Annotated in this window: 17 protein-coding genes and 1 pseudogene; 9 read left to right on the top strand and 9 right to left on the bottom strand. The window is 74.6% G+C overall.

What is annotated here, in order from left to right; all coding sequences use genetic code 11:
* Positions 1–66: 66 nt before the first annotated feature.
* The gene (locus ACFZCF_RS22405) at positions 67–411 is read right to left on the bottom strand and encodes a hypothetical protein (protein ID WP_391288301.1); all 345 of its coding nucleotides are present in this window, start codon (positions 409–411) and stop codon (positions 67–69) included.
* Between the two features lie 475 nt (positions 412–886).
* On the opposite strand from ACFZCF_RS22405, the gene ACFZCF_RS22400 reads away from it, so the two are divergent.
* From ACFZCF_RS22400 to ACFZCF_RS22385, 4 genes are read left to right on the top strand one after another with little or no spacing between them, the layout of a single operon-like run.
* Positions 887–3,697 (top strand): nitrate- and nitrite sensing domain-containing protein, encoded by a 2,811-nt coding sequence (locus tag ACFZCF_RS22400; RefSeq protein WP_391288299.1) that lies wholly within the window; start codon positions 887–889, stop codon positions 3,695–3,697.
* Positions 3,694–4,137 carry a roadblock/LC7 domain-containing protein gene (locus ACFZCF_RS22395; protein WP_388446423.1) on the top strand — a complete coding sequence of 148 codons (444 nt, stop codon included), beginning with the start codon at positions 3,694–3,696 and terminating at the stop codon, positions 4,135–4,137. Before ACFZCF_RS22400 ends, ACFZCF_RS22395 begins: the two co-directional genes overlap by 4 nt.
* Positions 4,138–4,147: 10 nt before the next feature.
* A complete protein-coding gene (locus tag ACFZCF_RS22390) occupies positions 4,148–4,585 on the top strand; it encodes a DUF742 domain-containing protein (protein ID WP_388446420.1) in 438 nt (145 codons plus the stop codon).
* Positions 4,566–5,171, top strand: a complete 606-nt coding sequence (locus ACFZCF_RS22385) for an ATP/GTP-binding protein (protein WP_189953171.1) — start codon at positions 4,566–4,568, stop codon at positions 5,169–5,171. Before ACFZCF_RS22390 ends, ACFZCF_RS22385 begins: the two co-directional genes overlap by 20 nt.
* A gap of 102 nt (positions 5,172–5,273) precedes the next feature.
* Here ACFZCF_RS22385 and ACFZCF_RS22380 read toward each other — a convergent pair.
* Positions 5,274–5,543: pseudogene (locus ACFZCF_RS22380) on the bottom strand (lipid-transfer protein); the annotation flags it as partial.
* A gap of 5 nt (positions 5,544–5,548) precedes the next feature.
* Positions 5,549–6,352: a M15 family metallopeptidase gene (locus ACFZCF_RS22375; RefSeq protein WP_391288296.1), complete on the bottom strand. Its 804-nt coding sequence runs from the start codon at positions 6,350–6,352 to the stop codon at positions 5,549–5,551.
* Positions 6,353–6,412: 60 nt separating this feature from the next.
* On the opposite strand from ACFZCF_RS22375, the gene ACFZCF_RS22370 reads away from it, so the two are divergent.
* Positions 6,413–6,925, top strand: a complete 513-nt coding sequence (locus ACFZCF_RS22370) for an NUDIX domain-containing protein (protein ID WP_388446414.1) — start codon at positions 6,413–6,415, stop codon at positions 6,923–6,925.
* A gap of 116 nt (positions 6,926–7,041) precedes the next feature.
* On the opposite strand, the gene ACFZCF_RS22365 is transcribed toward ACFZCF_RS22370, so the two are convergent.
* Complete coding sequence (locus tag ACFZCF_RS22365; RefSeq protein WP_391288293.1) at positions 7,042–9,390, bottom strand: TIM-barrel domain-containing protein; 2,349 nt, start codon at positions 9,388–9,390, stop codon at positions 7,042–7,044.
* A gap of 213 nt (positions 9,391–9,603) precedes the next feature.
* On the opposite strand from ACFZCF_RS22365, the gene ACFZCF_RS22360 reads away from it, so the two are divergent.
* Positions 9,604–11,583 (top strand): acetoacetate--CoA ligase, encoded by a 1,980-nt coding sequence (locus ACFZCF_RS22360; RefSeq protein WP_391288291.1) that lies wholly within the window; start codon positions 9,604–9,606, stop codon positions 11,581–11,583.
* Between the two features lie 39 nt (positions 11,584–11,622).
* Here the strand turns inward: ACFZCF_RS22360 and ACFZCF_RS22355 are convergent, their stop codons facing one another.
* Together ACFZCF_RS22355 and ACFZCF_RS22350 are read right to left on the bottom strand one after the other, a co-directional pair.
* Positions 11,623–12,681: a CU044_5270 family protein gene (locus tag ACFZCF_RS22355; RefSeq protein WP_391288289.1), complete on the bottom strand. Its 1,059-nt coding sequence runs from the start codon at positions 12,679–12,681 to the stop codon at positions 11,623–11,625.
* Positions 12,678–13,418 carry a sigma-70 family RNA polymerase sigma factor gene (locus ACFZCF_RS22350; protein ID WP_391288287.1) on the bottom strand — a complete coding sequence of 247 codons (741 nt, stop codon included), beginning with the start codon at positions 13,416–13,418 and terminating at the stop codon, positions 12,678–12,680. The genes ACFZCF_RS22355 and ACFZCF_RS22350 overlap by 4 nt, the downstream gene beginning before the upstream one ends.
* A 193-nt stretch (positions 13,419–13,611) precedes the next feature.
* On the opposite strand from ACFZCF_RS22350, the gene ACFZCF_RS22345 reads away from it, so the two are divergent.
* Complete coding sequence (locus tag ACFZCF_RS22345; RefSeq protein WP_391288285.1) at positions 13,612–15,228, top strand: serine protease; 1,617 nt, start codon at positions 13,612–13,614, stop codon at positions 15,226–15,228.
* A gap of 72 nt (positions 15,229–15,300) precedes the next feature.
* Here ACFZCF_RS22345 and ACFZCF_RS22340 read toward each other — a convergent pair whose 3' ends face one another.
* Positions 15,301–16,620 carry an aminotransferase class I/II-fold pyridoxal phosphate-dependent enzyme gene (locus tag ACFZCF_RS22340; RefSeq protein ID WP_391288283.1) on the bottom strand — a complete coding sequence of 440 codons (1,320 nt, stop codon included), beginning with the start codon at positions 16,618–16,620 and terminating at the stop codon, positions 15,301–15,303.
* Positions 16,621–16,667: 47 nt separating this feature from the next.
* On the opposite strand from ACFZCF_RS22340, the gene ACFZCF_RS22335 reads away from it, so the two are divergent.
* Both ACFZCF_RS22335 and ACFZCF_RS22330 read left to right on the top strand, forming a co-directional pair.
* A complete protein-coding gene (locus ACFZCF_RS22335; protein WP_391288281.1) occupies positions 16,668–17,957 on the top strand; it encodes an MFS transporter in 1,290 nt (429 codons plus the stop codon).
* Between the two features lie 37 nt (positions 17,958–17,994).
* Positions 17,995–18,891 (top strand): hypothetical protein, encoded by an 897-nt coding sequence (locus ACFZCF_RS22330; RefSeq protein WP_391288278.1) that lies wholly within the window; start codon positions 17,995–17,997, stop codon positions 18,889–18,891.
* A gap of 75 nt (positions 18,892–18,966) precedes the next feature.
* Here the strand turns inward: ACFZCF_RS22330 and ptsP are convergent, their stop codons facing one another.
* Together ptsP and ACFZCF_RS22320 are read right to left on the bottom strand one after the other, a co-directional pair.
* Entirely contained in the window at positions 18,967–20,637 is a 1,671-nt protein-coding gene (gene ptsP, locus ACFZCF_RS22325; protein ID WP_388446387.1) for a phosphoenolpyruvate--protein phosphotransferase, read from the bottom strand.
* A gap of 80 nt (positions 20,638–20,717) precedes the next feature.
* A complete protein-coding gene (locus ACFZCF_RS22320; RefSeq protein WP_388446384.1) occupies positions 20,718–21,167 on the bottom strand; it encodes a PTS glucose transporter subunit IIA in 450 nt (149 codons plus the stop codon).
* Between the last annotated feature and the right edge of the window lie 459 nt (positions 21,168–21,626).

The raw sequence follows: 21,626 nt of genomic DNA, 5'->3' as shown, positions 1-21,626 counted from the left end.
GCACGGAGGAGGCCCGGCACCCCGGGACGCCTGCCAGGGGTGCCGGGCCTCCTCCGTGCCGCGGCTTCAGGCGACCTGTTCCTCCCCGAGCCGCTCACGCCGCCCCGGGTACGCGCTGCTGCTCGGCTCGGAGACCACGCCGTTGCGCTGCCGCCAGACCTGGCGGGTGATCCAGATGTCCAGCACGCTCCAGGTGGCCACGACGGTCGCGACCACCGCCGCGATCGTCGTCGGGAAGGCCAGCCAGGAGCCCGCCACGGTGGTCAGGAAGGCGACCACGGCGAGGATGAGGGTCACCGACATGATCATCACCGCCCGCACCGCCGCGTCCCGCACCGGATCCGGCATCCTCCGCCGTCCGCGCTCGTCCTCCACCCACAACTGACGCGCGGCCCGCGTCTCGTCTTCCATCTCTTCCGTCACTCCCCACCGCACGACTCTCCCAGGGGTGGCTGCCCGGATCCGGCCGCTTCACACGGTCCGCGCGGCCGGCGCCCCCGGCGCACGGCTTCTTGCCCCGGGCAGGGCGTTCCCCCTTACTTCATGACGCTCCGGACAGGTAAAAGGTTTCCCCGATCGCTCACGACGCACCACGCTCCGCTGGCGGAACGAACGATTCCAGCCATTGCGCCCACGGCGGAAAAGAACACACCCTGCCGTGTCCTGCGCCACAGCCTCCCGGTCGAACTCCCGGAATAGCGGGACATCTCATGATCAACGCTCACTCGACAGGCTGAAAATCGCCCAGACGCACCTTCGAGATGGTCGTGATGCAGTAGTAGGCTCGCGCCGCCGTTTGTTGAAACCGAGGGTTGACGCGCCGTGTTGACGCGGCGACACCGTTCGAGAGACCTCCGTGGCCGCGGGGGCCGTACTGGGGGAGGCCATGCGCTTTCGCGGGAAGTCCATCCGCCGGAAGATCGTGGCGCTGCTCCTCGTACCGCTCGTCTCCCTCACCGGCCTCTGGGTCTTCGCCACCGTCCTCACCGGACGCGAGGCCGACCAGCTCCTCGACGTCGGCTACGTCGTCGAGAAGGTCGGCTACCCCATCGAGGACACCGCCCGGGTCATCCAGCTCGAACGCCGCCAGTCCCTCGTCTACCTCGCCGACCCGCGCGGCTCCGAGGCGCTCCCGCAGCTCCGCGCCGCCCGCCGCGCCACCGACCGGCAGATCGCCCGCATCCGCGCCAACGCCCAGGACCCCGGCGTCCGCGAGGAGATGCGCCCGGTCACCACCCAGCGGCTCAACTCCCTGCTCACCGCCTTCGATGAGATCACCTCGCTGCGCCGCTCGGTCGAGAAGCGAAGCATCGGCCGCCTCCAGGCACTGGAGTTCTACAACCGCCTGGTCGACCCCTGCTACAGCTTCCTCGTCACCCTCCACGCGCTGGAGAACGTCGAGATGGACAAGCAGGGCCGTGCCCTCGTCGGCGTCACCCGGGCCCGCGAACTCCTCTCCCGCGAGGACGCCCTCGTCCTCTCCGCCCTCGTCGCCGACCGGGTCACCGCCCAGGAGATCCGCGCCGTCTCCGACCTGGTCGCCGGACGCAAGCAGTACTACGACGTCAACCTCGAACTCCTCCCCGCCACCGAGCGGCAGCGCTACGAGCAGTACTGGCGCAGCCCCGAGACCGCCGCCCTGCGCACCGCGGAGGAGGCGTTCATCAAGGCCGGCCCGACAGAACGGCCGAAAAGCGTCACCCCCGCCTACTGGCAGGACGAGGCCAGCCCCGTCCTCGACGAGCTCGCCCGGGCCAACACCGCCGCCGGCGACCGCTACCAGGAGCGCGTCCAGCCCGCCGCCTACAGCGTCCTCCTGAAGGCGGGCGTCGCCGGCGTCCTCGGCTTCCTGGCCCTCCTCGCCTCGGTGGGCATATCGGTCCGGATCGGCCGCTCCCTCGTCCGCGACCTGCGCCGCCTCCAGAAGGAGTCGCAGGAGGTCTCCGGCGTCCGCCTGCCGAGCGTCATGCGCCGCCTCGCCGCCGGCGAGCACGTCGACGTCGAGACCGAGGTGCCCCACCTGCGGTACGGCGAGGACGAGGTCGGCCAGGTCGGCCAGGCCCTCAACACCCTTCAGCGCGCCGCCGTCGAGGCCGCCGTCAAGCAGGCCGACATGCGCCGCGGCGTCGCCGAGGTCTTCGTGAACCTCGCCCGCCGCAACCAGGTCCTGCTCCACCGCCAGCTCACCCTGCTCGACACGATGGAGCGGCGCACCGAGGACACCGAGGAGCTCGCGGACCTCTTCCGCCTCGACCACCTCACCACCCGCATGCGGCGCCACGCCGAGGGCCTGGTGATCCTCTCCGGCGCCGCCCCGTCCCGCCAGTGGCGCAAGCCCGTGCAGCTCATGGACGTGGTCCGGGCCGCCGTCGCCGAGGTCGAGGACTACGAGCGCGTCGAGGTCCGCCGGCTGCCCCGGCTCGGCGTCGGCGGCCCCGCCGTCGCCGACCTCACCCACCTCATCGCCGAACTCCTCGAGAACGCCACCGTGTTCTCGCCCCCGCACACCGCCGTCCAGGTCCTCGGCGAGCGCGTCGCCAACGGCTTCACGCTGGAGATCCACGACCGCGGCCTCGGCATGAGCCCCGAGGTCCTCCTCGACGCCAACCTGCGGCTCGCGGAGACCCCCGAGTTCGAACTCTCCGACACCGACCGCCTCGGCCTCTTCGTGGTCAGCCGGCTCGCCCAGCGCCAGAACGTCCGCGTCTCGCTCCAGACCTCCCCGTACGGCGGCACCACCGCGGTCGTGTTCATCCCGGCGGCGCTGCTCACCGACGCCCCCGAGACCCAGGGCGCGGGCTTCCGCCTCGACCGCCCGTCCCCCGACCCCCGCACGGCGGACGCCGCCCCGCACCCGGCCTCCGCCGGATCTCCTACGACCTCCGGGGCGCCCGCGGGCGCGCTCGGCGACGGACTCCTCCCGCAGCGCCGGCCGGCCCTCGCCCGGGTCCCCGACCTCGCCGACGAGACGGGCCCGGCGGGAGCCGCGGGCGGGCCGCCCGCCCGGCCGCTGGACGGCCCGGTCGAGCTGGAGCCGCCGCTGGGGCCCGACGACCTGGAAGCGCTCCTCGACCGCTCCGCCGACCTCCTGGACAGCGACAGCGAGCGCGGCGGCCTCTTCCGGCCCCAGCGCCGCCGGAGCGGGCTCGTCCCGGCCGTCGAGCAGCACCAGCAGGCCCCCGACCAGACCTCGGGCCACGGCGCCGGCGCCCCGGCGGACGGGGACGGCGCCCTGCCGCTGCCTCGCCGCCGTCCGCCGACGCTCGTCGTCGACCGCGGACGCAGGCTCGACGAGCCGGGTCGGGCCCACCCGGCACCCGGCCGGCGCGGCGCCGAGGAGCGCCCGGCGGGGCCCACGCTCGTCCCCGTGCGCCCGGAGGGCACCGAGCTGCGCCCGGCGGCCCCCGCGCCGCCGCCCGCCCCGCGCGCGGAGGCCCCGGACGGGCTCGACGGGCTTCCGCGCCGGGTCCGGCAGGCCAGTCTCGTGCCGCAGTTGCGCGAGCAGGAGCAGCCGGCCGCGGCCGACGACCGGCCCGCCGACGGCGGCCGGGCGGAGGACGACTTCGAGCGCGACGCCGAGGAAGTGCGGGCCAGGATGGCCGCCATGCAGCGCGGCTGGCAGCGCGGCCGCCGGCACGACCCGGGCCCGGACGACAGCACAGCACACGGAACGACACCCGAGGGGGACGGTCGATGACCGCACCGAACGCCGCAGCAGGCACCAGCAGCACCGTCCACGGCAACGGCGAGCTCAACTGGCTCCTCGACGAGCTGGTCGAGCGCGTCGCCGCCATCCGCAAGGCGCTGGTGCTCTCCAGCGACGGCCTGCCCACCGGCGCGTCCAAGGACCTGAGCCGTGAGGACGGCGAGCACCTGGCCGCCGTCGCCTCCGGTTTCCACAGCCTCGCCAAGGGCGTCGGCCGCCACTTCGAGGCGGGCAGGGTCCGTCAGACGGTGGTCGAGCTGGAGGACGCCTTCCTCTTCGTCACCGCGGCCGGCGACGGCAGCTGCCTCGCCGTCCTCGCCGACGCGGACTCCGACGTCGGCCAGGTCGCCTACGAGATGACCCTCATGGTGAAGCGGGTCGGCACCCACCTCGGCACGGCCCCCCGGACCGGTCTGACGACGGGAGGGTGAGCCGCCCCGCATGAGCGACGCAGCCGAGCGCAATCAGCCCGACGGGCTCGTCCCGGACCGGCGGACCGCCGTCCCCCACCACTGGTACGACGACGAGGCGGGTCCGGTCGTCCGCCCGTACGCGATGACCCGCGGCCGGACGAGCGCCGCGGGCCGGCACCGGCTCGACCTCATCGCCCTCGTCGTGCCCGAGCCGGCCGCCGACGACCCCGGCCGTGACCAGTCGCTCTCCCCGGAACACGTGGAGATCGTCGAACGCTGCTCCGAGCAGCCCCAGTCGATCGCCGAGCTCGCCGCAGGACTGGACCTCCCCGTCGGGGTGGTCCGGGTCCTGGTCGGCGACCTCGTCGACGAGGAACTCGTCCACGTGACCCGCCCCGTTCCGCCGGCCCAGCTGCCGGACGTGAGCATCCTCCGCGAGGTGATCAATGGCCTTCGGGCGCTCTAGCCGCAAGAAGACCCCCGTCGAGCCGGTGACTCTCAAGATCCTGGTGGCGGGCGGCTTCGGAGTCGGCAAGACGACACTCGTCGGCGCGGTCAGCGAGATCCGGCCGCTGCGGACCGAGGAGGTCCTCACCGAGGCCGGCCGGCCCGTGGACGACCTGCACGGCGTCGAGGCCAAGACGACCACCACGGTCGCGATGGACTTCGGCCGGATCACGCTCCGCGAGGACCTCGTCCTCTACCTGTTCGGCACCCCGGGCCAGGACCGCTTCTGGTTCCTCTGGGACGAGCTGGCGCAGGGCGCGCTGGGCGCGGTCGTGCTCGCCGACACCCGCCGCCTGGAGGACAGCTTCGCCGCGATCGACTACTTCGAGCGGCGCGGCATCCCCTTCACGGTGGCCGTCAACTGCTTCGAGGGCGCCCGCCGCTACCCGGCGGAGACCGTGCGGGCCGCGCTCGACCTGGACCCCGAGGTCGAGCTGGTGCTGTGCGACGCCCGCGACCGCGAGTCGGTCAAGGCCGTCCTCGTCGCCGTCGTCGAACACGCCCTCGTCCTCGCGGACCGGGGCCAGCAGCCGGTCGCGACCTGACGCCGTACGGATCCGGTGCGGAGGGGGGGGCACGCCGTACGGCTCCGGCCGCCGGGGTCGCCCCCGGCGCGTCCGGGTCCTGATGGTCGCCGCCGCGCGGCCTCAGCGGACCGCCACCACCGCCGACCCGTGCCCGAACAGGCCCTGGTTGGCGGTGATCCCGGCCCTGGCGCCCGGCACCTGGCGGGCGCCGGCGGTGCCCCGCAGCTGCCAGGTCAGCTCGCAGACCTGGGCGATCGCCTGCGCGGGCACGGCCTCCCCGAAGGAGGCGAGTCCGCCGCTGGTGTTGACCGGCAGCGCCCCGCCGAGCCGGGTCACCCCGTCCCGGAGCAGCTCGGCGCCGTCCCAGGGCCCGCACAGGCCCAGGTCCTCAGAGGTCAGTGCCCCGCCACCGACCTCCGGGCCACCGGGAAGTCGAAGTACGTCGACGGGAACGGCTCCGGCTTGAACGTGAAGTGCCACCACTCCTCCGGCAGGTTCACGAACCCCTCCGCCTCCAGGAGACCCTTCAGCAACTGCCGGTTGGCCCGCTGGACGCCCGTGATCCGCGGGTCCTCGGTGTGCGAGAGCGTGTCGAAGCAGTCGTACCCGGTCCCCATGTCCACCGAGCTGTCCGGGAACCGCTCCTCCCGCGGCCCGGCGCACGACGTCAACTCCTCGCCCGGCACGTACGCGCGCGTGCGCTCCGCCGGCAGCCGCACGACCGTCAGGTCCACGGTCGACCCGCGGCTGTGCCCGGACTTCTCCGCGATGTACCCGTCCGCGAAGAGCCGGTCCTTCGCCACCGCCGGATAGAACTCCGCCTTCATCCGCTCGTCCGCCAGGTCCTCCGCCCAGCGCACGAAGTGGTCCACCGCCCGCTGCGGCCGGTAGCAGTCGTACACCTTCAGCGTGTACCCGCGCGCCAGCAGCCGCGTCTGCGCCCGGTGCAGCGCCTCCGCCGCCAGCCGCGTCAGCACGCACACCGGCTGCCGGTACCCGTCGATCGGTTCGCCCACGAAGTTGTGTTCCGTCGTGTACCGCATCTCCTGGAGGATCGTCCGGTCCACCGAGTCCAACGCCACGAACTCCCGCGGAGCCTTCGGCTCGGGCGCGCCGGCGGCGGGGGAGCCGGCGCCCACCGCGCAGACGAGCAGCACGGCCGCACCGAGGGAACGCGTCACCACACCAAGTCGAGTCATGCGCACCGGGTCTACCAGTTCCGTCCCCACCGGGAAACCCCCTCGCGTACGGTCGACGCCGTGACCACCCCCGTACTCCACTCCCACTGCTCGGCCTGCGGAGCCCCGTACCCCGCCGACACCACCACCTGGCCCCGCGCCTGCCCGGCCTGCGGCACCACCGCCTACCGCAACCCCCTCCCGGTGGCCGTGGCCCTCCTCCCGGTCACCGCCCCCGAGGGAACCGGCCTCCTCGCCGTCACCCGCGCCATCCACCCCGGCCACGGCGGCACCGCCCTCCCCGGTGGCTTCATCGACCACGGCGAGGACTGGCGCGCCGCCGTGAGCCGCGAACTCCACGAGGAGACCGGCATCGTGGCCCCCGCCGAGGACGTCCGCCTCGCCGACGTCCTCTGCTCCGCCGACCACCTCCTCGTCTTCGGCCTCCTCCCGCCCGTCGGGGCCGACGCCCTCCCCGCCTTCACCCCGACCTCGGAGACCTCCGCCCGCCTCGTCCTCCCGGCACCGCGCGATCTGGTCTTCCCCCTCCACACCGAAGCGGTACGGAAGTGGTTCGCCGGCGCGTACGGCTGACACGGGCGCCGCGCAGTCCCACCGGAAGGTCCACAGGCCCTCCGCCACCAGAAGTCCGGCGTACGCGACGAGGCCCCTGACAGCGCCCCACGCCCCCCGCCCGCCCCGTCCCCGTCTCACACCCCCCGCACCCGCACCGGCAGTGCGACCCGCACGGCCCCCTCCTCCGTCACCCGCTCCACCACGACCCGCCCGTCCACGAGCCGCGACTGGTAGCGCTCGATCTCCGCCGGCTCCCAGCCGTCCCCGGTGTCGCGGACGACGAGCCCGCCGCCCGTCCGGCCGGGCGCCGGCGCCCACACCTCCAGCGCCAACTCCCCGTCGGCGCCCCGCACGGGAAGGACCGCCCCCGCCCGGGCGAGGACCGGCACGCGCGCGAGGGGCGCGTCGAGCAGCACCTGCCCGGGGCCCTCGTACGCCCGGCCGGTGGCGGTGTCGTACCAGCGGCCGCGCGGCAGCCGCACCGCCCGCCGGTCCTGGCCCCGGTGCAGGACCGGCGCGACCAGCAGCCCGTCGCCCAGCAGGAAGGCGTCCTCGCACTCCCGCAGCGCCCGGTCCTCGGGCGTCCCCCACCACACCGGCCGCACATAGGGCGCACCGGTCATCCGGGCGAGGCGGGACAGGGTCACGAAGTACGGCTGGAGCCGCTCGCGCTCGGCCAGCGCCACGCGCGCGTGCTCCAGCACCTCCGGGCCGAACTCCCACGGCTCGCGCCGCCCCGCCTCCAGCGCCGCGTGCGTCCGGAACAGCGGCAGCCACGCCCCCAGCTGGTACCAGCGCAGGAACAGCTCCGGCGACGGGCTGCCGTCGAAGCCACCGACGTCCGGCCCCGAGTACGGCACCCCGCACAGCCCGAGCCCCAGCACCAGCGCCAGCGAGGCCCGCAGCCCCGGCCAGCCGGTCGCCACGCCGCCGGACCAGGTGCCCCCGTACCGCTGCATCCCCGCCCACCCCGCGCGCGTGAACAGGAACGGCCGCTCCTCGGGGCGCAGCCTCCGCAGCCCCTCATAGGCGGCCCGGGCCATCAGCAGCCCGTACACGTTGTGCGCCTCCCGGTGGTCCCCGCCCCGCCCGTCCAGGTGGTGCCGGGCCGACCGGGGGAGCGTCGGATCACCGAAGGCCGCGAACGACACCGGCTCGTTCATGTCGTGCCACACCCCGGAGAAGCCCTGCCGCAGCCGCTCCTCGTACAGCCCGCCCCACCACTCCCGCACCGCCGGATCCGTGAAGTCCGGGAAGGCGCACTCCCCTGGCCGCACCATCCCCCGCACCTCCTCGCCCCGCGCGTCCCGCACGAACGCCCCGGCGGCCCGCCCCTCCTCGTACAGCACGTCCCCCGGCTCCGCGGCGACCCCGGGACCGACGATCGACACCAGCCGCACCCCCTGCTCCCGCAGCTCCTCCGCGAGCCCCGGCAGGTCGGGGAACCGCTCCCGGTCCACCGTGAACGCCCGGTGCCCGTCGTGGTGGTCGAGGTCCAGATGGACCGCCGACAGCGGCAGTCCCCGCTCCCGGTAGCCGGCCACCACCCGCCGCACCTCCGCCGCGCTCCCGAACCCCCCGCGCGCGTGCTGCGGCCCCAGCGCCCACGCCGGAGGCAGCGCCGGCGCGCCCGTCAGCGCCGCCCAGTGGTACAGCACGCGCGCGGGGGTCCCGACGACCACCCAGCACCGCAGCGGACCGCCCTCCATCCGCACCTCGCTCGTGCCCGGCCGGTCGTGCCCCGACCCGGCCCCCTCCTCGCCCTCCGCGAGGGTCACCCGGCCGTCCCACGTGTTGTCGTGGAAGACCAGGTGGGTCCCCGCGTCCGCGACCACGAACTGCACCGGCATCGTGATGTGCGGCGGGCCGTCCCCCGGCCCGAACCGCCCCTTCGGGTCCGTGTTCCACAGCCGGTACGACCCGTCCCGCAGCCGCGGCCCCGTCGACCGCCCGCCCAGCCCGAAGAACCGCGCGTCCGCCGGCACCTCCGCCCGCTGCGCCCACCGCGCCGGGCCGCCGCCCACCGGCTCCCACCAGCGCGGCGGCAGGTCCCGCCGCAGCATCACCCCGCCCGGCGTGCGGATCTCCACCGCCCCGTGCCGCGAGACCGCCACCGTCACCCGCTCCGACACGACCCGCCAGCCGCCGTCCGTGTCCGGCTCCAGGACCGCCCGGGGATCCGGCTCGGGCACCGGCCCCGCCAGCGCGTACGACGGCTCCGGCTCCGCCCCGTCCCACCCCCAGAACACCGTCCCGCCCGCTGACACGCACACCCGCAGCGACGACCGGGCGAACCGCACCGTCCCACCGCCCGGCAGCGGCTCCGCGCCCTCCGCGAGCCCCGGCACCCGGGCCCGCTCCGCCCCCCGGGGCGGCAGCGCCGCCGCGTCCGCCCGCCGCTGCCGCCACGCCGCCCGTATCGTCCTGAGCCCCCACACCGAACCGAACACCCTCACCGAACGCACCCGTCCACGACCGTCCATGACGGCCACCCTGCCAGCCACCAGCGGCGATACGAGCCTCGTTCAACTGCCGTTCACCCGTGGTGGGAGCACATGTTCAACTCACCGACCATGTGCGGGCGGCCCTGGTGCGAACGCCGCTCCCGTGGCATCGTCCTGTCAGCCGCGTCACGCGCACACCCCCGCACGTGCGCGTGACACACGCCGACCCGCGTACAGCCAGGGAGCCACCCGATGACAACTGCGCCGACCGAGCCGACCGAGCCGCTCTGGCAGCCGGACGAGGAGCGCATCGCCCACGCCGCCGTCACCCGCTTCCAGGCGTGGGCCGCCGAACACCACGGCGCCCCCGCCGACGGCGGCTACGCGGCCCTGCACCGCTGGTCCGTCGAGGAGCTGGAGACCTTCTGGGAAGCCGTCGCGGCATGGTTCGACGTCCGCTTCAGCGCCCCCTACGCGCGCGTGCTCGGCGAACGCTCCATGCCCGGCGCCGACTGGTTCCCCGGAGCCACCCTCAACTACGCCGAGCACGCCCTGCGCGCCGCAGCCGACCGGCCCGACGACACCGCCCTGCTCCACGTCGACGAGACCCACGAGCCGACCCCGATCACCTGGGCCGAACTCCGCCGCCAGGTCGGCTCGCTCGCCGACGAACTGCGCGCCCTCGGCGTCCGCCCCGGCGACCGCGTCAGCGGCTATCTGCCGAACGTCCCCCAGGCCGTCGTCGCCCTCCTCGCCACCGCCGCCGTCGGCGGCGTCTGGACCTCCTGCGCGCCCGACTTCGGCGCCCGGTCCGTCCTCGACCGCTTCCAGCAGGTCGAGCCGGTCGTCCTCTTCACCGTCGACGGCTACCGCTACGGCGGCAAGGAGCACGACCGCCGCGACACCGTCGCCGAACTCCGTGCCGAGCTCCCCACCCTGCGAGCCGTCGTCCACATCCCGCTCCTCGGCACCCCGGCCCCCGAAGGCGCCCTCGACTGGGCCGACCTGGTCGCCGCCGACACGGAACCCGTCTTCGAGCAGGTCCCGTTCGCCCACCCCCTGTGGGTCCTGTACTCCTCCGGCACCACCGGTCTGCCGAAGGCGATCGTCCAGTCCCAGGGCGGCATCCTGGTCGAGCACCTCAAGCAGCTCGGCCTCCACTGCGACCTGGGCCCCGAGGACGTCTTCTTCTGGTACACGTCCACCGGCTGGATGATGTGGAACTTCCTCGTCTCCGGCCTCCTCACCGGCACCACCGTCGTCCTGTACGACGGCAGCCCCGGCTACCCGGACACCGGCGCCCAGTGGCGCGTCGCCGAACGCACCGGCGCCACCCTGTACGGCACCTCCGCCGCCTACGTCATGGCCTGCGCCAAGGCCGACGTCCACCCCGGCCGCGACTTCGACCTGTCCGCCGTGAAGTGCGTCGCCACCACCGGCTCCCCGCTGCCGCCCGACGGCTTCCGCTGGCTCCACGACGAGGTCCGCGAGGACCTGTGGATCGCCAGCGTCAGCGGCGGCACCGACGTCTGCTCCTGCTTCGCCGGGGCCGTCCCCACGCTCCCCGTGCACATCGGCGAGCTCCAGGCCGCCGGCCTCGGCACCGACCTCCAGTCCTGGGACCCGTCGGGCAAGCCCGTCATCGGCGAGGTCGGCGAACTCGTCGTCACCAACCCCATGCCGTCCATGCCGATCCACTTCTGGAACGACCCCGACGGCAGCCGCTACCGCGACAGCTACTTCGAGATGTTCCCCGGCGCGTGGCGCCACGGCGACTGGATCACGATCACCGACCACGGCTCGGTCGTCATCCACGGCCGCTCCGACTCCACCCTCAACCGCCAGGGGGTGCGCATGGGAAGCGCCGACATCTACGAGGCGGTCGAGCGGCTCCCCGAGATCCGCGAGTCCCTCGTCATCGGCCTGGAGGAACCGGACGGCGGCTACTGGATGCCGCTCTTCGTCCACCTCGCGGAGGGCGCCGCCCTCGACGACGACCTGATCGCCCGGATCAAGTCCACGATCCGCACCGAACTCTCGCCGCGGCACGTCCCCGACGAGATCATCGAGGTCCCGGGCGTCCCGCACACGCTCACCGGCAAGCGCATCGAGGTCCCCGTCAAGCGCCTCCTCCAGGGCACCCCCCTGGAGAAGGCCGTCAACGCCGGCTCCGTCGACAACCTCGACCTCCTGCGCTTCTACGAGTCCCTCGCGGCCGCCCGCCGCGCCTGACACGACCGGGGGCGCCCCGCGCGGGGCGCCCCCGGTCCGTCACCGACCGGCCCGGCCGGGCACCTGCCCGGCCCGTGCCACCGCCGCCTTCCTCAGCACGGCCGTCTCGCTCAGCACCGTCCCGGCCGCACCGGCGGCCGACGCCGAGACGAGCACGGTCCGCTCTCCGAGGAAGGCCGAGGTCGACCGGTCGAAGACCCACTGGGTCCGCTCCGCGCCCGAGGTCCGCGCCACGGCCACGCCCTCCCGGCCGGCCGCGTCCCGCGCCGACGGCACCACCTCGACGCCGGGAATCCGCCCGGCCGCCTCGAACAGCGCGGCCGTCACCCCCGGCGGCGCCCACGTCTCGGCGAGCAGCGTCCCGATCGCGGCGAACGCCCGCTGGTCCGCGTCACCGCCACCGGCACGGGTCTGCTCCCGCACCAGCCGCAGCAGCGCCTCCGGATCCGTCGGCAGCCCCGCCACGAAGGCGTGCGTCGGCTCGGTCACCGACGGCCCGCCCGACTCCAGGTACGTCCGCCGGGGCTCGGCACCGGGCCGGTCCAGCTCGTACACGGGCAGCCGCGGCGACAGCTCGGAGTCCCCCGCCCCTTCCTCCCGCAGCAGCCCGGCCCGGCTCCCGTCCGCCGAGAGCCACACCTGCCGGCGGTGTACGGGTTCCACGACGGCGGCCCCACCGCCCGCCGGAAGCCCCGCCCGGGACACCAGGCTCTCCACGTACACGAACTCCTCCGGCCGCGCGTCCGGCGCGGGCGCGGAGGCGGCGGCGAGCGCGGCCCGCGACAGCACCGCCGACGCGCCCTCCGCCCGCACCGCCGGCCGCGGCTCGCGCGGCTCCGGAGGAGCGACGACCAGCACCGCGCCCGCCGCGACGCCGCACACCACCGCCGGCACGGCGAACCGCACGGCCCTGCGGGTCCACCGGCCGGCCGGCCGCGCGGGCCGCACCGAGGCCATCAGCTCCCGCCGCACCTCCCGCTGCCGCTCCGGCGCGAACTCCGGCACGGGCGGAGGCGGCAACAGCTCGCTCAACTCACCGAGCAGCGGATCCGGGGCGGAACGGGAAAGGGAACGGGAACGGGGATCGACGTCGTTCATGCCGGCTTCTCCGGGGAGGTTCGGGGGACGAGGACGGTACGGCCGTCGCTCACGGACAGGAAAGGCCCAGCGGCACCGGGCCCGGGGCCGACATCGGGACCGGGGCCGGCATCGGGACCGGCGCCGGGCCGGTCACCGGCGCTGACGGGCCGGGCACCGGCGTTGCCGGATCGGGCGGCTCCGGGCCGGGCACCGCGCCGGCCGGCGCGCAGTTCGGCCTCCGCGAGGGCCCGCAGCCGCTCCCTGGCCCGCGAGAGCCGGGAGCGCACCGTGCCGACCGGGACGCCCAAGGCCTCGCCCGCCGTCGCGTAGTCGAGCCCGGCCCACACGACGAGCCCGAACACCTCGCGCTCACGGCGCCGAAGCCGGCCGAGGGCCACCCGAGCGGCCCGCAGTCTCTCCTCGTCGGCGAGCCGCGCGTCCACCGCGTCGCTGAAGTCCGGCAACACCCCCCGGTCCGGCATCCGCGCCAGCGCCGCGTCCCGCCGCCGCGCCTCCCGCGCGGCCCCCCGCACCACGTTCGTCGCAATCCCGAACAGCCACGGCCGCAGACTCCCGCCCTCGGCGTGGACCTTCCCCCGGCAGCGCCATGCCTCCAGGAAGGTCGCGGACACGACGTCCTCGGCCGCGGCCCGGTCCCCGCACATCCGGTACGCGTACTGGAACAGCACCCGAGCGTGCTCGTCGTACGCCTCACCGAGCGCCGCGGGATCCCCGGCCCGGAAACGTTCTCTCATCTCTGGTTCCACACGGAGTACTGGTCACCGGTTCGCCCCGGTTCCGGTGACCCGCGCCACACTCCCGCCCGCCCCGGCGCCCCATGTGTCCCAGGTCACCGGAACCACCGGCGCACAGGGCCCAGTTCCCTGCATGAACGAAAAACCGACGCAGCGCCCCGCACCCCAGAAGGCCGCATCTCCTGTCCAGAACGTGGGATCCAGGGCCCCGCACGCCCCCGCAGCCCTCCGCCGCGGGAAGGGACGCGGGTTCCGGCCCGCCCTCCCCGCCCTGGCCCTCGCGGCCGCCCTCACGGCCACCGCCTTCACGGTCCCGCCCGCCGCGACGGGCTCCGCCGCCGGGAGCGAGACGTTCACCCTGACCCTCCGCCACCTCGACCGGAAGGGCGCCCCGACCGACGCCTACGCGACCCGCGTCGTCGGCGTCTCCGGCGCGGGCGAGTCCGTCGAGGAGAGGCCCCACGACTCCTCCGGAACCGTCACGCTCCGGCTGCCCAGGGGCCGCTACCTCCTCGACTCCGAGCTGTTCCCCCTGGCCAAGGGCGCAGGCGTGGACTGGCTCGTCCAGCCCCGCCTCGACCTGGACCACGACACGGCCGTCACGCTCGACGCCCGCACGACGTCCCCGGTCGACGTGCGGCCGCCGGAGGCCGGTGCCCGTCCCCAGCACGCCATGTCGTTCGTCGAGGTCCGCCACGACGGGCGCACCCGCTCCGCGAACCTGATGAGCTCGGCCGACGGTCTGCGGGTGGCCCACCTGGGCCCCGCCGCCGAACCCGGCTCGGTGACCTCCTCGTTCGACGCCTACTGGGTCGGCGAACGGGCCGACTACGGCCTCGGCTACCGCTTCGCCTCGGGCCGGTCCCTGACCGGCTTCGTCCGCAGGCCCGCCGCCGGCGATCTGGCGACGCTCACGGTCCGCGCCGCCGACCGGGACGGCACCGGCGGCGTCGGCTCCGCCGCCATCCTGCCGTCCGAGGGCACCTCCCTCGGCCTCGGCGCCGAACTCACCCGCCCCGGCACCACGACCTTCCACGTGACCCCCGAGCGCGGCGCCTGGGACCTCTCGTACGCCACGCCGGGCACGCCCGGGACGCCCCCGAACCTGTACGAGGCGCCGGACCTCCCGGCCCGCGCGGGCGTGACCACCGTCCACACCTTCGACAACGCCGTCCTCGGCCCCTCCCTCGGTCGAGCGACGGGCTCGACGCCCGGCGGGGTCCGTGACGGCGACCGGATCGCCCTGGACCTGCCGCTGCTCGCGGACGGCGAGGGGCACGCCCCGTCCGACCCGGTCTTCCGCTCGGCGGCCACGACCCTCCACCGCGACGGCGTCCTCGTCGGCACCCACCGCGGTGACCCGGGCCGGGCCTCCTTCACCGTCGGCACCCCCGACCGGGCCCGCTACCGGCTCACCGCCACCGCCCTCCACGGCACCGGCACGCGCGAGGGGCGCACGACCGCCGTCTGGGCCTTCGACTCCGCCGCGACCACCGCATCGACCCCGCTCCCCCTGAGCGTCGTGCGCTTCACGCCGCCGCTCGACCTCGACGGCACCGCCCCCGCCGGCACGGAACTCCGCGTCCCCGTCACCGTCCAGGGACCGGCCGCCGGCTCGGGCACGCGGTCGCTGCGCGTACGGGTCTCCGTGGACGGGGGGCGCACCTGGACCGAGACGCCCGTCGTGAACGGCGCCGTCGTGGTCCGCAACCCCGCCGCCGGCGGCACCGTCTCCTTCCGCGCCGCGCTCACCGACGCCCGGGGCAACACCCTGGACCAGACCCTCGGCAACGCCTACCGCACCCGCTGACCCTCCCCGCCACGCGCGCGTGAGCCCGCCGCCCGGCCGCCTCCCGGCCCGGACGGCGGGCTCACGCGCGCGTCAGCCCCCGTACGTCGCCTGGGCGTCCCCGAGCACCCGCGCGAAGTCACCCGCCAGCCGCTCGGCGGCCTCCGGCAGCAGCAGGGAGGCGGTGATCCGTACGGCGGGCGGCGCGGCGATCCGGAAGCGGGCGCCGGCCGCCACCCACCACCCGTGCGTCCGCAGTCCGTTGACGACCGCCGACTCGTCCCGCACCGGCACCCACACGTTCAGGCCGGCGGCCCCGACCGCGCGGATCCCGCGGGCCCCGAGGGCGTCGACCAGCGCCCGCCGCCGCTCGGCGTACGCGGCCTCCCCGCGTGTCACGAGCCGTGCCACCTCCGGGTCGGAGAAGAGGCCGACGACGGTCTCCTGGAGCAGATGGCTGACCCAGCCGGAGGTCATCAGCATCCGGCCGTCGTGCCGGGCGAGCGTCACCGGATCCCCCGTCACCCCGGCCCACCGCAGGTCCACGCCCAGCCGTTTGGAGACCGTGCGCACCTGGGCCCAGCGGGCGGGCCCCAGCGCGCTCAGCGTCGGCGCCGGGGGCCCTTCGAGCTCGGTGAGGTAGTCGTCCTCGATCACCAGGACCTCGGGGAACTCCCGGAGGAGCTCCCCCAGTTCGTCCCGCCGGGCGGGGGAGAGGGACGCCCCGGTGGGGCACTGCGCACGCGGGCTGAGGACGACGGCCCGCACCCCGGTCCGCAGCGCCGCCCGCAGCGCGTCCGGCGTGAGCCCCTCGCCGTCGACGGCCACCGGCACCATCCGCAGTCCGAGCGCGGGCACCAGGTCGAGGAGGTGGTGGAAGCCGGGGTCCTCGACGGCCACCGCGTCCCCGGGCCTGAGCTCCACCGACAGCAGCCGGGCGATGCAGTCGAGCGCCCCGTGCGCGAAGGTCACCCGCTCCGCGGGCACGCCGTCCCGCCGGAACCACGCCCGGGTCAACTCCTCCAGGGCGGCGAGCCGCGGCGCCGCCCGGTGCGAACCGTAGACGGGCCGAACGCCGCCGGGCGGGTGGAGCACCGGCAGGAAGGCGGGGTCGGGCAGTCCGCTCGCGAGGTCCGTCAGCCCCTCCGGCATGCGCGGCGGCCGCCGGGACGCCACCGACGGCGCCTCCGCCACCACCGTGCCGCCCCGACCGCGGGTCACCACGAGCCCCCGTCCGCGCAGTTCCTTGTACGCGGTCGCCACGGTGCCCGGGCTGACTCCCAGGTCGTCCGCGAGCCTGCGCACGGGAGGCAGCGGGTCACCTGGGGCGAGCTCGCCGTCGGTCACGCCGCGTTCGACGGACGCGGCGATCCCCTTGGCCGTCGTCCCCTGAATGGAATATTGTGTCACCACAGTAAAGATTATGTACCAATACATAATTCGCGTCAAGGGGGACCGACATGGGGCCGTCATGGCACCGCACCGCACTCGACCGCATCCCCGGAGGCCGAGACGGCCGCCGCATGCTCGTCGTCAGCATCGTCGACAAGACGGGCACCGGCCTCTGGGCCGGCTGCACCGCCCTCTACTTCACCTACGTCTCAGGACTGAGCCTCGCTCAGGTCGGCCTGCTCATGACCGTCTCGGGCGGCGTCGGCATAGCCGGAGCGCCCCTCGCCGGCGCCCTCGCCGACCGCTTCCCCCTCGTCCGCGTCATCGCCGCCACGCAGTGCGTGCGCGGAGTCACCCTCCTCGCCCTCCTCACCACCGACCACTTCCTCCTCCTCACCCTCTACTCCGCCCTCGGCGCCCTCCCCGACCGCGCCGGCAGCGTCCTCATCAAGCTGTACGCGGCCCGCCAAGCCGGCACCGAACGCGCCCGCTACCAGGCCATCCAGCGCACCACCGTCAACATCGGCTGGTCCATCGGCGGCCTCGGCGCCGCGGCCGCCCTCGCCACCGGCTCCACCCAGGCGTACACCTGGCTCCTCGTCGGCAACGTCCTCACCTACTTCGCCATCACGGTCCTCACCCTCCGCTGCGCGGAACCGCCGACCGCGAGCCGCATCGCCTCCTCGGCCGGCGCCCCTCCCCGCGACACCGCACGGAACAAGCCCGCCGGCCCCTGGCGCGACCGCACCTTCCTCGGCTACACCGCCACCGACGCCGCCCTCTTCCTCGACGACACGATCCTCCAGGTCGCCGTCCCCCTCTGGATCGTCCACGCCACCGAGGCCCCCGTCGGCCTCGTCCCGCTCCTCCTCGTCCTCAACACCGTCCTCGTCGTCCTCTTCCAGGTCCCCCTCGCCCGCTTCGGCGCCACCACCGCCGCGGCCCGCCGCCTCCTCGTCCCCCTCTCCGGCCTCTTCGTCGTCGGCACGCTCGCCCTCGCCGCCTCCGCCGCGGGCGGCCGGAACCTCGCCGTCGCCGCGCTCGTCGTCGCCGTCGTCGCCCTCACCTTCGCCGAGATCATCCACGCCACCTCCTCGTGGGAACTCTCCGTCGCCCTCGCACCCGCCGACGCCCAGGGCGCCTACCTCGGCGTCCACGGCCTCGCCCAGGCCGGCCAGCGCTTCGCCGGACCCCTCCTCGTCACCGCCGTCATGACCGCGGGCCCCCTCGCCTGGCCCCTCCTCGGCCTCGCCCTCGCAGGCGCGGGCGCGGCCCAGCACCGCCTCATCCGCGACCGCGTCTCCCAGCCCGGCCCGCCGTCACTGTCAGTGGCGAAGGTTACGGTGAGTGAGCGTTGATCGCCGTGATTCAACGCGCCACGACCGAGGGGGAACCATGACGACCACCACCACGACCACGACCCGTCTCCGCCGCGCGCTGCGCCGCGAGATCCCCAGCACCGTCGGACTCCTCGCCGACGAACAGGACTTCGCCGCCATGCGCCGCTACCGCACCTTCGCCTTCGACGACCACGGCACCTACCTCAAGGAGATCGAGGCCCTCCTCAAGACCCTCGCCCGCCAGGGCACCCACACCACGGTGGCCCTCTTCGACCCCGACGAGTACGTCTCCTACTGCGCGGAGACCGGCCTCGACCCCGACCACCCCACCAGCCGCAGCCGCTTCACCGACCACCTGGCCACCACCGGCGCCCGCGTCACCTACACCGGGCAGCCCCTCGCCACCCTCCTCCCGGAGCTCGTCGACACCGCCGTCCGACGGGCCACCTGGGAGTACGCCACCACCGTCCTCGCCACCGCGGGAGACTGCGCCGACTGCGGACTGGACCTCGGCCGCGAGGCCTTCGACCGCGCCACCCGCCTGCTCCTCGCCCTCCTCGACGGCGCCGGACCCGGCACCCACCACCTCGTCTGCAGCGTCCCCGCCGCCGACGACCACCTGCTCGCCGTCCTCCACACCGCCCGCGACGACCAGGGCACCAGCCACCACGACCCCACCACCGCCACCGAGTTCACCGCCGTCCTCGCCGCCGGCATCGTCCTCGCCGCCCCCGGCGGACTCGTCCTCCGGGTCACCCGCCCCGGACGCCCCGACCGCCTCCACGGCTGGCGCCTCGCCGACGGCACCCTCGCCCCGCTCACCGAGGCCGAGGTCTTCGCCGCCTACTGCACCGACGCCCGCACCGGCGAACCCCTTCCCCCGGAGCACGGCGTCGACCACCGGGCCGGCTTCCCCCTCGCCCCCGACCCCGACATCCACCGCCACCCCTGACCCCGAACACGACGAAGGGGCCTCCCGCCACCAGCTGACGGGAAGCCCCTCCGACCACGCGCTACGACTCCGGGATCACTCCCCGGACAGCACCGCCTGCGCGGCCAGCCGCGCGTCGTGCGCCGTGTCCGCAGCCCGCGCCGCGGCCGCCGCACGCTCGCACTGCGCCAGCGTGTACTTCGCCAGCGTCGCCCGCACATAGGGGATCGACGCCGCGCCCATCGACAGGGAGGTGACACCCAGACCGGTCAGCACGCACGCGAGCAGCGGATCCGAGGCGGCCTCGCCACAGACACCACAGCTCTTGCCCTCGGCCTTGGCCGCCTCGGCGGACAGCGCCACCAGGTCGAGCAGCGCCGGCTGCCACGGGTCCTGCAGCCGGGACACCGCACCCACCTGACGGTCGGCGGCGAAGGTGTACTGGGCCAGGTCGTTCGTGCCCAGCGACAGGAACTCGACCTCCTGCAGGATCGAGCGGGCCCGGAGCGCGGCGGAGGGGATCTCCACCATCGCGCCGAACTTCGCCCGCAGCCCGGCCTCGCGGCACGCGTCGGCGAACGCCTTGGCGTCCGTCCGGTCGGCCACCATCGGCGCCATGACCTCCAGGTACACGGGCAGTCCCTCGGCGGCCTTCGCCAACGCGGTCAGCTGCGTCCGCAGCACCTCCGGGTGGTCGAGCAGCGACCGCAGCCCGCGCACGCCGAGAGCCGGGTTCGGCTCGTCGGCCGGGGTCAGGAAGTCGAGCGGCTTGTCGGCGCCGGCGTCGAGCACCCGCACGACCACACGGCCCTCGGGGAAGGCCTCCAGGACCTTCCGGTACGCCTCGATCTGCTTCTCCTCGGACGGAGCCTTCTGGCTGTCGTCCAGGAAGAGGAACTCGGTGCGGAACAGACCGACGCCCTCGGCGCCCGCCTCCACCGCGGCCGGCACGTCCGCCGGGCCACCGACGTTGGCGAGCAGCGGCACCTTGTGCCCGTCCGAGGTGGCGCCCGGACCGCTGGACGCGGACAGCGCGGCCTTCCGCTCCTCGGCGGCCCTGGTCAGCGCCGCCTTCTTCTCCTCGCTCGGGTCCACGAAGATCTCACCGGTGGAACCGTCCACCGCGATCTGGGTGCCCTCCGCCAGCTCACCGGCGCCGGGCAGCGCCACCACGGCCGGCACACCCAGGGCCCGCGCCAGGATGGCGCTGTGGCTGGTCGGCCCGCCCTCCTCGGTCACGAACCCGAGCACGAGCGCCGGGTCGAGCAGCGCGGTGTCGGCCGGCGCCAGGTCCCGTGCGATGAGCACGTACGGCTCGTCGCTGTCCGGAACGCCCGGCATCGGCACGCCGAGCAGCCGCGCCACGATCCGGTTCCGCACGTCGTCCAGGTCGGCGACCCGGCCCGCCATGTACTCGCCGGCACCCGCCAGCAGCTCGCGGTAGTGCGAGAAGGCGTCGTAGATGCCGCGCTCGGCCGTGCTGCCGACCGCGATCCTGCGGTCGACGTCGGCGATGAGCTCCGGGTCCTGGGCGATCATCGCCTGGGCCTCCAGCACCGCCTGGGCCTCCCCGCCGGCCAGGTTGCCGCGCGCGATCAGGTCCGCGGCCACGGCCTCCACCGCCTGGCGGGCGCGCCCCTGTTCGCGCTCCGCGTCCTCGGCGGGAATCTGCTTGGCGGGCGGTTCGAGAACCGCCGTACCCATGTGCCGCACCTGGCCGATCGCCACTCCGTGGCTGACGCCGACGCCTCGCAGCGTTGTCTCCATCTCACCCGTCTCCGATTGAGCGGCGGCCGATGCCGCCGCGTTGAATGTCGTACTCGCGACCGTCCGACGACGGACCGGGCTCAGTTCCAGACGAAGAGCAGGTCGTCGGCCTTCACGTCGCCGTCCTCACGGACGTCGGAGAGCGAGTCGGCCGTGGCCTCGAGGGCGACGACGGGACAGATGGGGGACTTGCCGGCGGCCTCGACCTCGGCGGGGTTCCACCGCACGACGGCCTGGCCGCGCGTCACGGTGTCCCCCTTGTTGACCAGGAGCTCGAAGCCCTGGCCGTTGAGCTGCACGGTGTCGATGCCGAGGTGCGTCAGCACACCGTGTCCTTCGGCGTCCACGACGACGAAGGCGTGCGGGTGCATGGAGACGATGACCCCGTCGACGGGGGAGACCGCCTCGGAGGGCTCGCGTACGGGGTCGATGGCGGTGCCGGGCCCGACCATGGCACCGGAGAAGACCGGGTCGGGAACGTTGGCGAGACCGATGGCGCGTCCAGCGAGTGGCGACGTCACGGTTGACATGGGAAGCCTCCCAGGGGCGGAGATCGTGTGGCGCCGCCACACCTGTCCTGGGCGGCGCGTACTAGTTCAGAAGCGTAAGTCATGGGAAGTCCCGGTTCCGCACGAGACGTACCCATATGCGGACCTAGGGACTACCAGCAACGATTTGCCTCTACTGACGGTGGGATGTACTGTCGTACTCCTGCCTGACCCCAACGCGGCTTCGAGTCGTGGGTCGGCAGCACCATCAAGCCAGATCCTAGCCCCAGTGGTCTACACCTCTGCCTGCCCCGGTTCCTTCCGGTGAGCGCGGGGGAGTGGTCAAGGGGCCGGAGAAAGCCTGGTAATGTTTGACCCCGCCGGAAGGCCCCGAGGAAAACAATTCGGGACCGGAAAGCACCGAGGAAATCGGATCGGAAAGATCTGATAGAGTCGGAAACGAAGGAAGCGCCCGGAGGGCCTGGAGACAGGAACGAAGGA

Origin of the sequence: Streptomyces sp. NPDC007945 (assembly GCF_042958885.1) — a bacterium.
Taxonomy (GTDB): Bacteria; Actinomycetota; Actinomycetes; order Streptomycetales; family Streptomycetaceae; genus Streptomyces.
This window is presented reverse-complemented; position numbering and strand designations above follow the sequence as displayed.